At 58.4% G+C, this 11650-nt stretch carries 11 protein-coding genes; 8 read left to right on the top strand and 3 right to left on the bottom strand.

All coding sequences use genetic code 11. From position 1 onward, the window contains the following. Positions 1–108 precede the first annotated feature (108 nt). The 3 genes from ACQUWM_RS18700 to ACQUWM_RS18690 all read left to right on the top strand — a co-directional run bounded on the left by ACQUWM_RS18700 (position 109) and on the right by ACQUWM_RS18690 (position 2600). Positions 109–831, top strand: coding sequence for a GntR family transcriptional regulator (locus ACQUWM_RS18700; RefSeq protein WP_428923099.1), 723 nt, complete (start codon positions 109–111; stop codon positions 829–831). Positions 832–1264: 433 nt separating this feature from the next. Continuing rightward, positions 1265–1534, top strand: a complete 270-nt coding sequence (locus ACQUWM_RS18695; protein WP_407002453.1) for a ComEA family DNA-binding protein — start codon at positions 1265–1267, stop codon at positions 1532–1534. A 130-nt stretch (positions 1535–1664) separates the two neighbouring features. Then, positions 1665–2600: a DMT family transporter gene (locus ACQUWM_RS18690; protein ID WP_428923098.1), complete on the top strand. Its 936-nt coding sequence runs from the start codon at positions 1665–1667 to the stop codon at positions 2598–2600. On the opposite strand, the gene gloA is transcribed toward ACQUWM_RS18690, so the two are convergent. Beyond that, entirely contained in the window at positions 2601–3149 is a 549-nt protein-coding gene (gene gloA, locus ACQUWM_RS18685) for a lactoylglutathione lyase (RefSeq protein WP_407002458.1), read from the bottom strand. A 212-nt stretch (positions 3150–3361) separates the two neighbouring features. Between gloA and ACQUWM_RS18680 the strand changes: the two genes are divergently transcribed. The 5 genes from ACQUWM_RS18680 to ACQUWM_RS18660 all read left to right on the top strand — a co-directional run bounded on the left by ACQUWM_RS18680 (position 3362) and on the right by ACQUWM_RS18660 (position 9786). After that, positions 3362–4735, top strand: coding sequence for a S41 family peptidase (locus ACQUWM_RS18680; protein WP_428923097.1), 1374 nt, complete (start codon positions 3362–3364; stop codon positions 4733–4735). 44 nt (positions 4736–4779) lie between these two features. Beyond that, positions 4780–5439, top strand: coding sequence for a GntR family transcriptional regulator (locus tag ACQUWM_RS18675; protein WP_407002460.1), 660 nt, complete (start codon positions 4780–4782; stop codon positions 5437–5439). 23 nt (positions 5440–5462) lie between these two features. After that, complete coding sequence (locus ACQUWM_RS18670) at positions 5463–6521, top strand: lysylphosphatidylglycerol synthase transmembrane domain-containing protein (RefSeq protein ID WP_407002461.1); 1059 nt, start codon at positions 5463–5465, stop codon at positions 6519–6521. After that, positions 6518–8755: a glycosyltransferase gene (locus tag ACQUWM_RS18665; RefSeq protein ID WP_428923096.1), complete on the top strand. Its 2238-nt coding sequence runs from the start codon at positions 6518–6520 to the stop codon at positions 8753–8755. Before ACQUWM_RS18670 ends, ACQUWM_RS18665 begins: the two co-directional genes overlap by 4 nt. An 83-nt stretch (positions 8756–8838) precedes the next feature. After that, a complete protein-coding gene (locus tag ACQUWM_RS18660; RefSeq protein ID WP_428923095.1) occupies positions 8839–9786 on the top strand; it encodes a YbgA family protein in 948 nt (315 codons plus the stop codon). 50 nt (positions 9787–9836) lie between these two features. Here ACQUWM_RS18660 and ACQUWM_RS18655 read toward each other — a convergent pair whose 3' ends face one another. Together ACQUWM_RS18655 and ACQUWM_RS18650 are read right to left on the bottom strand one after the other, a co-directional pair. Then, a complete protein-coding gene (locus ACQUWM_RS18655) occupies positions 9837–10565 on the bottom strand; it encodes a DUF481 domain-containing protein (protein WP_428923094.1) in 729 nt (242 codons plus the stop codon). Between the two features lie 12 nt (positions 10566–10577). Beyond that, complete coding sequence (locus ACQUWM_RS18650; RefSeq protein ID WP_428923093.1) at positions 10578–11597, bottom strand: rhodanese-related sulfurtransferase; 1020 nt, start codon at positions 11595–11597, stop codon at positions 10578–10580. Between the last annotated feature and the right edge of the window lie 53 nt (positions 11598–11650).

The raw sequence follows: 11650 nt of genomic DNA, 5'->3' as shown, positions 1-11650 counted from the left end.
CGTCGCCTGTCTGAGCAAAGCGAGTTTAAGCGACGTTTTTAAAAAAGACTCCCCCCATCGCCGCCGCCCCCAAAGCCAGAATGCCATAGCCATCGCAAGGCCAGACATATGACTCGCAAAACAACGGTTAAACGCAAAGAAAGCATGGCCGACCGCGTCTACGAAGCCCTGAAGGATGACATCTTCGAGTTTCGTTTGATTCCTGGTGACAAGTTCAGCGAGGGGGATGTTGGAACCAGACTGAGCGCCAGCCGGACGCCCGTACGTGAAGCACTGTATCGATTGCAGCGGGAAGGCTACGTCGAGGTCCTGTTTCGCAGTGGGTGGCAGGTCAAGCCGTTTGATTTTCAACAGGTAGAAGAACTTTACGATTTGCGGATTACGCTCGAAAGAGCAGCCATGCACAAGATCTGCGCTCTGGATGAGCCGCCTCAGGCCTTGAGAACGCTGACAGCTATCTGGAATCCAGATCATCCCTCAGAGCGTGCTGTCGGCAGTACCGTTCGGGCACTGGACGAAAGTTTCCATTGCGATCTGGTTGCAGCTGCCGGCAACAGGGAAATGACCCGTATTCATCGGGAAATTACCGATCGATTGCGAATTATCCGCCGGCTGGATTTCACCCGGGAAGATCGGGTGGATGCCACTTATGTAGAACACTCAGAAATTCTGGCCGCACTTCGAGCCGGAGAAGCAACCGACGCAGCCGACAAACTGACCAGCCACATTCGCATCTCCCAAAGGGCCGTGCGGGAGATCACCATGGAGCGAATCCGGGAGGCGGCAGAAGCCCATCGAGGCGGGCAAAAAATTGCCCCGGAAGGCGCGTAAATACTGAATTCCGGTTCATTTTCAGCCCACTCCATGAGCTTACAAATCTGTAAGAAATATCGCACAGGAGCGGGAGCGAATCTCCGGTTTGTACAAACCCCATCCCCTGTAGAATGACAACTGTCAGGGATGACAAGCCAGCAGGGAAGTTGGTACAGGGATGATAACTCCACGGATCAGGAGTTGCCCAGGGAGACGGGCATACAGGGACGACCACCAGGGATGAAGCACACAGGAAGTGTGCAGCCTGAAGGATCAGGCGGGGGTCAGACACGGATTGGGGGCCACATGGAATGTGGTCCTGTTCCGTGCACTTATTATACCTTCCAGTTTTTGCTCACCTGCAACAATCATCCACCAAGCGAACTTCTCTGCTGGCTGCGTTCTGGCACCTAACCATAACGATAGTATTCAGACTCAGGAGTTCAAATCCATGAAACGCACCCCGATGATTGCCACACTGGTACTGCTGTTCAGCCTGTTCACAGGCTTCGCCCACGCCGAACCCACGGCAATCAACATCAACACGGCAGACATCGAAACCCTGGCAAGCCTCAACGGCATTGGCCAGAGCAAGGCAGAAGCCATCGTCGCCTACCGCGAAGCCAACGGCCCTTTCCAGACGGCCGATGATCTGGTTAACGTCAAAGGCATTGGTGAAGTCACCGTCGAGAAGAACGCTGACAGCCTCACCGTCAAGTAACGCTGTTCGGGCGGAGCCAACCAGGTTCCGCCCCTCCTCTCTGGCACACCCGCCAACGCACTGTTAACCTCTCGCCCTGCTGACAACGGCGTATGGGAGAGAATGTGGTAGAGAGCGCGGTGGTGACCCAATGATTCATGGCGCAATACTGATCGCCCTGGCCGCCCTGTTATGGGCGACGACCGGCATTGTGGCGAAATTCCTGTTTAACGGAACGGAGTTGCAGGCCATTACCCTGGGATTCCTGCGTTTGGTGGTCGCGCTGCCGTTTTTCTATGCTTTGATGCGCCGTGAACAGCGGGAACTGGCGGGCACGGCATCGGATGTTTCCCTCCGAGACCTGACCCTGAAGGCTCTGATTCCCCTGGCGGCGCTGGGGTTATTCCAGGCGTTCTATCAGGGCAGTTACCTGCTGGCCGTTGATCTGACCGGGGCCGGCATTGCCACGCTGATTGCCCTCTGCCTGCCACCGGTGCTGGTGGCCATTATGGCGGCACCACTGCTGGGCGAGCGCCCGGGGCTGGTGACGGTACTGGCGCTGATTGCGGCGATCATGGGTACCGGCATGTTGGTGATCAGCGATATGGACACCACCGGACAGCTGCGCCTGGCCGGCATCCTGATGGCCCTGCTGGCCGCGGTGGTGTACACCGGTTTCACCCTCACCAGCCGCTACAACTCCGCCGGCACGCCGGTGTTTACCACTGCGTTTATCTGTTTCCTGACCGCTGCACTGATCCTGTTGCCCGTGGTGGCACTGACGGGCGGCTTTACCGGGCTGGCCACTCTGGAGCCCAGGCACTGGCTGATGGTGGCGTACATCGGCGTGGTGCCCACCTGCATCGGCTACGTCTGTTTCTTTTCCGGCATGAAAACCACACCGGCGACCCTGTCCAGCATCATCGTGACCCTGGAGCCGCTGTTTGTGGCGCTGTTGGCGTGGGTGATTCTCGGGGAGGTACTCGGCATGATCGGTATCGCGGGGGCGCTGATCCTCACCACGGCGGTCATCGTGGCGTCCAGGAGCAGCGCCGGGAAGGCTCCCGGCACTGCCAGCGCTGACTGATCAGTTGTCCTTGCGCTGCTTCTCCAGCATGTTTGGCTGCAGGATTTCGATCCAGTAGCCGTCCGGATCCGCGATAAACGCCAGGCCTTTCATTTTGCCGTCGTCTGGCCTCTTCACAAACTCCACACCGAGCTGTTCAAAACGGTCGCAGGCAGCGTATACGTCCGGCACCGCGATACCGATGTGGCCAAAGCCCTGAGGCTCGTCGTTGCCGTTGTGGTAGCCAAAGCCTTCTTCGTCTTCTGTGCCCCAGTTATGGGTCAGCTCGAGCATGGCTTCACGGCCGAAGATAAAGGTGGTTCTGTGGGCGTCGTCTGTGGGCACGGTGTTGGCCTGGCGGTCGTCCAGGTAGGCCAGGAAATACAGGGTGAATTTCATTTCCGGGAAATCGAGCTTCCGGACCAGGCGCATGCCCATTACCCGGGTGTAAAAGTCCATTGAGCGCTCGGGGTCTTTGATGCGCATCATGGTCTGGTTGAACACGTAGCCTTCAGTTTCGGGCACGGGTGCTTCGTGCAGACCTGGGGCTTGTTCGAAGTGCTTGGGCATGGGGTGCTCCCTTTTATGCATTCAGGATTCAGACATTAAACAGGTCGCCCTTAAGGCGGTGACTGAACCCGATGATAAAGCGTTGAGCGCAGGCTTCCAATCAGGGATCGGCACGACCCCGCAGGATGACCGCCAGCGATTGTTCGAGGACTAAGCTATTCTCTGTTGATAGTCGACGACGTTTTCAGCCTCCTGCATTCTGGACCCTTGCCATGAAATTCGCCCGCCGGACCAAGAGATCCCCGTCTGCAACCGATTTCGGTCACCTGCAAGGTGTTTGGCGATCCCTGGGCTATGGCAAGGTGCTGCTGATCGAGGAAGACCAGTACACCTTTTTCGAGGAAACCTCGATCAGTTGCCTGCCGCTGTTGTCCGGGCCGCTCGATGAGTTGAGCGAGCGTTACGATACCCTGACGGTATCACCCGGCGGACAGGCCTTCAGCGCCCACCGGGCAACGGGGGTAACCCGCATCGGTTTTCGCCGTATCAAGTGCCTGCCGGCAACCGTGGCCGATACTCGCAGCCGGAACCCGCAAGATCCGGAGTACAACTTCGAGGTGTTCTGGCACACCTTTGCGGAGCAATACGCTCTGTTCGACCTCAAGGGCGTGGACTGGCATCAGGCGTATCGGGATTTCCGCCCCAGGATCACACCGGGCTGTCACCCGGAGGTACTTTACGCCACCCTGGTGGCCATGCTTCACCTGCTGCGGGACGGCCACGTCCATCTATACTCGTCCTGGGGCCAGTACAACTCCGCCCCCCTGCCCGCTATCTTCAAGCGCCTGGACGACGAACTGGAGGCGGCCGACACCACCGAGGATATCGACAGCTACCTGGGCGGGCTGCGTGCGTGGCTGCGCGAGGTGATTCACAACGACTATCTGGGTGGCCGCGTCCACCAGGGCGGCAATCGCCTGGTTGAGTGGGGCCGCCTGAGCGACGACACCGGTTACCTCAACATCCAGGCCATGGCGGGCCAAAGCGGCAGGATCGGTTATCCGGCGGACGACCTGGCCGCCATCCACGCCCTGATGCAACAGGTGATGGCAGAGGTGGGCCACCTGCCCAATCTGGTGGTGGATGTACGGGGTAACGGTGGCGGCTACGACGGCGTGGCGCTCTGCTTCGCCTCCTACCTGATGGACCGGAAACGCCTGGCTTTCACCAAGTCCGCCCGGCAGGGCAATGGTTACACCGGCCGGCAGGCGATCCATGTATCGCCCGCCACCGCCGGGACTTATCGTGGGAACCTGTTCGTGCTGACCAGCGAGCTCACCGCCAGCGCCGCTGAAATTTTCGTGCTTGCGTTACTGCAACATCCCCGCATGACGCTGATAGGCGAGCCCACCCAGGGCATCCTTTCAGACACTCTGGAACGCCACCTGCCCAACGGCTGGGAACTGACCCTGTCAAACGAGATCTACCGGGCGTCTGATGGAGAGATCTACGAAGATGCGGGCATCCCGCCCCACATTCGCCTGAGGTTCCTGGGTCGCCGTGGCCGGGAAGCCGGCCGGGACCCGATGTTGGACCACGTGCTGGGACAGGATCGGCATAGCGGCGTAGCCGGCCGGAAGTTGTGAGGCTGTGATAAACTCGGCTTTTACGTCCCGTTCAGAGAGCCCTTATGGATTTTCAGGTTCCCAATACCCTTGCCGAGCAAATAGCCAACTATCTCGCCGAACGCATCATGACTGGCCAGATCCGGCCCGGTGAACGGATTCATGAAGCCACCACCGCCACAGACCTGAAGGTCAGCCGTGCCTCGGTGAAGGAGGCACTTTATACTCTGGAGCGCTGGCACCTGGTGGACATCACACCACGCAAGGGGGCTTCAGCAACGCGGCTGGATGCGGCCCATGCGTCCGAGCTGTATGACGTGTACATGCACCTGTTGTTAATGCTGGCAGCCAAGGTGTGTGAACGGTGGCAGGAGGATGACAAGCCACGGATGCTGGATGTGGTCGGGGCGGTGATTGAGCAGATGAAAAAACCATCGGTCGACATTACGGCGGTGGTGGAAGCCAGTTTCGACGTGATGGAAGTCTGCTGTGAAGTGGCTCGGAACCCCTACCTCACCGAAGCGCTCTCCAATTTCAAGCCAGCGGTGAGCCGTGCCTACTACCTGAGCGCGGAACGGTACCGTCAGGGCCTGGCACAGACCAGTGAGTTTTTCACCCAACTGCCACAGGCGGTTCTGGCAAGGGATGCCGACAAGGCACAGTCTCTGATCCATGACTTTGCCGAGCACCAGAAAGCCCTGATCCAACAGGCGCTGGCTTCCTAGGCCACGCATCCAGCAGGCGCCCGATGACCGACGCAACCGATATCAGCTACTCGAAACGCTCCTCCTGGCGAAGACTGACGGCCTTCAGTCTGGCATTTATCGCGCTGACGGCTATCGGCCTGTATGTCGTTTACGATCTGTTTGCCGAGCGCAGCTTCAGTTTCGATTCCGACCTGTTATCCGCGCAGATGCTGGTCGCTGTCGCTGGATTGCTGTTCATCTATTTTCTGTCCGACGGCTTGCGGTTGTACTTCACCCTGAAGGCACTTGGACATCAGATGCCCCTGGGGACAATGTTCCGCCTGGTGTTCCTCAACCTGTTCTTTTCCAATGTCACGCCCATGGCTACGGGCGGCGGCTTCGCACAGATCTGGTACCTGCATCACCATGGCGTGCCCGTCGGGCGGGCCACTGCTGCCACCACCATCCGCACGGTTCTGGCGGTGTTTTTCATATTCTCCCTGACACCGGTTTTCCTGGTCACTCTGGATGCCCTTGATGGCGATACCCTGGCCGGTGACGTGGGTATGGCGCTGGCCATTTTCGTGCTCATCTACCTGGGCTTCTTCACCGTTCTTTTGCTCCGTACCCATTGGCTGATCCGGCCGCTCAGCCGTTTTCTGAAGAGACTCCATCACTTCCATCTGATCAGTGACGCCCGCCACCGGCGCTGGCAATTCAAGGCAAGACGGGAAATGCTCAGGTTTTCACGCAGTTTCCGTGACTACCTCGGCGGTCGCCCCCTGTTTATCGGCCTGTCGGTTCTGTTCACCGCGATCTTCCTTCTCAGTCTGTTCAGCTTCCCTGCCCTGCTTATCCATGGACTGGGCTATGATGTGGACTACCTGATTTCCCTGGGGCTGCTGGTGGTGACCACGTTTATCATGTATTTCGCGCCAACCCCGGGTGCATCCGGCATCTCCGAGGGTGTCTTTGGCAGCTTCTTCCGGGATATTCTGTCTGGTAACCATCTGATTCTGGTGATTGTGAGCTGGCGCCTGCTGACCATCTATCTGGGCATGCTGATCGGCCTGGTGGTTCTCCAGAGGGAGCTGATCAAGAACCGCAGGACATCCGGATGATTTTCCGAAACCCGTTGAAGTGGCTGTTTTACCTTTGCCTGGCGATCGTGCTCCTGCTGGTTGGCTATAAGGCCTACCTGAACCTGTTCCTGGAAGACTTTGACGGCATACATACCGAACAGGTGGAACGGATTCACCGGGACGTCCGGGAGGGCGCCCCCTTCAGCTTCGCTGTGGTTGGTAACATCAACAACTCTATCGGCATCTTCGAAGACCGGATCATTCCGGAGCTCAACCGCTCGGGTATCGACTTCATGGTGTCGGCGGGCAATGCTGTCAGCGGTGGCGGCGAGGACAAGTATCGCGCCCTGTACGGTTCCCTCAACCATCTCACTATCCCCTACCTGCTCACCTTTGGCGCCCATGAGTATGAGGAGTTTGGCAGTTTCCGGTTCTACGACCACTTCGGACCGCACTTCTACAGCATCCTGGCAGGCAACAGCCGGCTGATTTTTCTGGACAGCACCGGAAAAACCTCCTGGCAATGGCAGATGCGCTGGCTGAACGACCTGCTGAGCCAGGACACGTCCGCCACCAGGATCCTGTTCGTCGGCCACCCGCCAGTAGAGCCGGACGTCGATGCGCCGTTCGACGAGCGGGACGATTACCTGGCCCCGGATGAATTTCGGGAGGCGCTGCTGCGCACGATAGAGGAACACAACATCGACCTTGTGTTCTCTGCCAACCTTTCCCTGTATTCGGACCGTCTGGTGGGAGATACCCGGTTTATCACCACCGGTGGTGCCGGCGGACTGGTTCTGAATAACGACACCAGTTTCTACCATTTCGTGCGGGTAGACGTGAGCCCGACCGGCGAAGTCAGCCACTCCCTCCAGCGCCTGGAAGTGGGCCAGCAGCCCGTCCTCGAGCGCCTGGAGGGTCTCTGGTTTTTTATCTACTCGCTGCTTTACACCGGCTACCTCAACTTCATCCTTATCGTCACGCTTTTTGCGGCCATTGCCATCAAGCTCTATGCCGCCATCTTTGTCGGTAAGGATTACTACCCGGATTACGATCTGGACCCGACGCCCTGGCAAGAGAAATCGCTGAAAGTGGCGATGTTCACCAACAACTACCTGCCCTTTATTGGTGGCGTTCCGCTCTCTATCGAGCGGCTGCGGCGCGGCCTGGAGCACCTGGGCGACAAGCTGCTGGTGGTAGCCCCCAGCTACAAGGATCAGCCCGAGGCGGAAGAACAGGTACTGCGGGTGCCCTCATTACTCGCCATGGGCCAGAAGCGGGAATTCCGGCTGGCGAATATTTTCCTGGCCCGCATCCGCATGCGGGTGCGGTCTTTCCGTCCGGATATTATCCACCTGCACCACCCGTTCTGGCTGGGATCCCTGGGGCTGTTCATGGCGCGGCGGCTGAGGGTGCCGGCCATCTATACCTACCATACGCGGCTGGAGCATTACGCCCATTTTGTGCCCCTGCCCGGCATGCTGTTCCGCAACCTGATTTCCCATGCGCTGATCAAGCGATTTGCCAACAAGTGCGACGGGGTCATCGTTCCCACCTACTCCACGGAAGAATACCTGCGGATGATCGGGGTAAAGACGCCGACGTTTGTGCAGCCGACCGGCATCGAATACCAGCGGTTCCAACAGGTAAGCCCGGAGGAGATCGAGAAACTGCGGCAGTCCCTGGGGCTGGGGGAAGAAAAGGTCTTTGTCAGCGTGTCCCGGCTCTCCAACGAGAAGAACATCGACTTCATGATCGAAGCGATGGATTCACTACGGCAGCAGACGGACGTGCCGTTCCATTTCCTGATGATCGGGGATGGCCATCAGCGGGACCGTTTGCAGACGAAAATCCGGGACCTTGGCCTGGAACAATACGTCACTCTGGTGGGCGCCGTGCCGCCGGAGGACATGGCGACCTGGTATCGGCTCGGGGATGCATTTCTGTTTGCCTCCAAATCCGAGACCCAGGGCATGGTGATCCTGGAAGCCATGGCGGCCGGCCTGCCGGTTGTCGCGGTGCGTTCCAGCGGCATTGAAGACGTGGTCCGCGATGGATTCAACGGCTTTAAAACCCCGGAGAGACAGGATCAGTGGTGCGCACAGGCGAAGCGCCTGCTGGAGGACGATGAGCTGAGGCAGGAACTGGCGGAACAGGCACTCGCTTTTGCCGGGGACTTTTCCGTGGAACAGTTTGCCCGGGATGTCCACGACATCTACGCAACCACCCTGGCGCTGACAGCCAAGAAGCGCCGTCGCCCCGGTCATGAGTAGAAATACATTTCCACAGCGCCCTCTGATCGATTTACACTGCAATCACGTATTTCCTGTGACGATTCACTACCGGGAGGCAACACGTGAGCGGCATACCAGTTGGGATCAGCACCTGTCTGCTGGGCAAAGAGGTTCGCCACGATGGCGGCCACAAGCATTCCCGTTATTGCACCCAGGTACTTTCGAAGCATTTTGAGTTCCGCTCCATCTGTCCGGAGCTGGAAGCCGGCCTGGGCGTGCCACGCCCGGCCATTCACCTTCGGGAATACCCGGAGGGACTGCGACTGATAGAAACCAAAGGCACCGCTGACCACACCGACGCCATGCAGTCGTTCATTGATGAGGTGCTGCCATCACTGGCCCATCTTCGTGGTTACATCCTGATGGCCAAATCCCCCAGCTGCGGCATGGAGCGTATCAAGATCCATAACGAGGAAGGCCGGGTGGTGCATCGTGATGGTCGCGGCATGTTTGCAGAGGCGCTGATCAAGGCCTTTCCGCTGATGCCCGTTGAGGAAGAGGGCCGGCTGAACGATGACATGCTGCGGGAAAACTTCATCGAGCGGGTGTTCGCCTACGACGACTGGATGCAGAACGTGGCGGGCGACAAGCTCTCACCCCAGGCACTGATCGAGTTCCATACCCGCCACAAGTTTCAGTTGCTGGCCCATTCGGAACGCATCTACCGCCAGCTTGGCCCGATGCTGGGGGACCTGAAATCCGGACCACTGCCGGATCTCGCCGATCGGTATATTCATAGTTTCATGGAAGCCATGAGCCAGAAAGTCAGCCGCGGCTCCCATGTGAATGCCATGCAACACCTGATGGGGTACCTGCGGGATTCAATGGCGGACGAGGACCGTAAGGTGCTGATGGAACAGATTGACGCCTACCACCGTGGAGAGGTCCCGTTGGTGGTTCCCATGACGCTGCTGCGTATGGCGCAACGAAGGGAACCGGTGGATTACCTTCACACCCAACGTTATCTCACGCCTTACCCGGATGAGCTGGGGTTACGCAACAAGGTGTAGCCGCCAATAAAAAACGGGCCCCGCGAGGCCCGTTTTTTTGTGCCCGGTATTCAGAAACCGTACAGCAGTGACACAGAGGTCTCAGTATCGGTCTTATCAGAATCGAGCGGGGCATTGGACACGTGCTTGACCCGGTAAGCTATTTTCAGGGAAAGATTACCGACGACATTTGCCTGCAGCGACGTTTCCGATTCGGTGATGACGTTGTTCTCGTCCAGACCGATTTCCGAGCTCAGCTTCTGACGAAACAGGGCGTTCTCTGACAGGGCAAAGTCCAACTGCGCCGCCAGGCGGGCAATCGCCTCTTCTTCATCCCGGTTGCCATCTTCGTCCGGCTCTTCCAGCTTGTTGAAACGATAACCAACACCCGCTGACAGATCGAGGAAGGATTCATCGCCCCAACGCAGGATGCGGTTACCGTAACCGGTGGTCGCGGACGACTGGAAGTCGTATCCGGAGAACCGATCGTCCTCGTAACCTCCGCGCAGGAACCAGTACTGGTGGTCATCGAACTTGTAGTTGGTTTCCAGGTCGGCCCGGTAGCGTTCGGCCGTGGTCTCGTCTTCGGCCTCGGAATAGGCTGAACGGAAGTTACCGATGTTGCGCCATTCGATGACTTCGTGGATCAGGCCAAGACGGCCGTTGACGTTGGTTTCCTCGGTGTTGCCCGTGGTCTTGAGCACACCCAGTTCCGCCTCGCCTTCCCAGTCTTTCGCATCTGCCATCGCCAGGGGCGACACCAGAATCGCGGTAATGGCCGTTGCCTGTTTCAATCCCATGGAATCTCCTTGTTACGCTTTCGCGGATTTCCCGGCCTGCTCCCCCGCCAGACTCTTACGGGCCTGACGTTCGCGCTCCGCTTTCTTGCGGGCCTTGCGCTCGGCGATAATACGGGCCGCCTCGCCGCCCACATGGGCTTCGCCACGTTCTTCCGCCAGGCGCATCTGCCGTTCACGCTCTGCAAACCGTGCTTTCTGTTCTTCCGTCAGTGATTCAATACACTGATGGCAGCTCACACCCTGCTCGTACTCGGGGCGCTGCTTGTCTTCTTCGGTGATCGGGCGCCGGCAGGCATGGCACTGGTCGTATTCGCCCCGCTCAAGCTTGTGGTTGACGGTGACACGATCATCGAAAACAAAACACTCGCCCTGCCAGAGGCTCTGTTCCTCCGGGACGTCTTCCAGATATTTCAGGATGCCGCCCTGCAGGTGGTACACCTCTTCAAAGCCCTGCTCTTTCAGAAAGGCCGTGGACTTTTCGCAGCGGATACCACCAGTGCAGAACATGGCGACCTTCTTGTGTCTGGAAGGGTCCAGATTCTGCTGCACATACTCGGGGAATTCACGGAAGGTTTCAGTGGCCGGATTGACGGCATTTTTGAACGTTCCGATCTCCACCTCGTACTGGTTGCGGGTGTCTACCAGAACTACGTCCGGATCGGAAATCAGATCATTCCAGTCTTTCGGCTGCACGTAGGTGCCGACGATGCGCTTGGGATCGATGCCATCGACCCCCATGGTGACGATCTCTTTCTTGAGCTTCACCTTGGTGCGCTTGAACGGCTGGATATCCACGAAGGATTCCTTGTAATCAATGCCGTCGAAACGCTCATCGCTGCCCAGCCATTCCTTGATGGCATCAACACCTTCGCGGCTGCCGGCGATGGTGCCGTTGATGCCTTCCCGTGCCAGCAACAGAGTGCCGTGCACGTCCTTCTCCAGCATCAGGTCCAGCAGCGGCTGGCGAAGGGTTTTATAATCATTCAGCACTGCGAACTTGTAGAGCGCGCAGACAACTACGTCATTGCTCATGTTTTTCTCCTGCGGGCCGGACCGTAAATCCGGAGCATGTATTTGCATCCACC

Origin of the sequence: Marinobacter sp. DUT-3, from assembly GCF_050379435.1 — a bacterium.
Classification (GTDB): Bacteria; Pseudomonadota; Gammaproteobacteria; order Pseudomonadales; family Oleiphilaceae; genus Marinobacter.
This window is presented reverse-complemented; position numbering and strand designations above follow the sequence as displayed.

Bases quoted from the DNA above. Each gene is read 5' to 3' on its own strand.
- ACQUWM_RS18700 (WP_428923099.1), top strand. From the start codon at position 109: ATGACTCGCAAAACAACGGTTAAACGCAAAGAAAGCATGGCCGACCGC.
- ACQUWM_RS18695 (WP_407002453.1), top strand. From the start codon at position 1,265: ATGAAACGCACCCCGATGATTGCCACACTGGTACTGCTGTTCAGCCTG.
- ACQUWM_RS18690 (WP_428923098.1), top strand. From the start codon at position 1,665: ATGATTCATGGCGCAATACTGATCGCCCTGGCCGCCCTGTTATGGGCG.
- gloA (WP_407002458.1), bottom strand. From the start codon at position 3,149: ATGCCCAAGCACTTCGAACAAGCCCCAGGTCTGCACGAAGCACCCGTG.
- ACQUWM_RS18680 (WP_428923097.1), top strand. From the start codon at position 3,362: ATGAAATTCGCCCGCCGGACCAAGAGATCCCCGTCTGCAACCGATTTC.
- ACQUWM_RS18675 (WP_407002460.1), top strand. From the start codon at position 4,780: ATGGATTTTCAGGTTCCCAATACCCTTGCCGAGCAAATAGCCAACTAT.
- ACQUWM_RS18670 (WP_407002461.1), top strand. From the start codon at position 5,463: ATGACCGACGCAACCGATATCAGCTACTCGAAACGCTCCTCCTGGCGA.
- ACQUWM_RS18665 (WP_428923096.1), top strand. From the start codon at position 6,518: ATGATTTTCCGAAACCCGTTGAAGTGGCTGTTTTACCTTTGCCTGGCG.
- ACQUWM_RS18655 (WP_428923094.1), bottom strand. From the start codon at position 10,565: ATGGGATTGAAACAGGCAACGGCCATTACCGCGATTCTGGTGTCGCCC.
- ACQUWM_RS18650 (WP_428923093.1), bottom strand. From the start codon at position 11,597: ATGAGCAATGACGTAGTTGTCTGCGCGCTCTACAAGTTCGCAGTGCTG.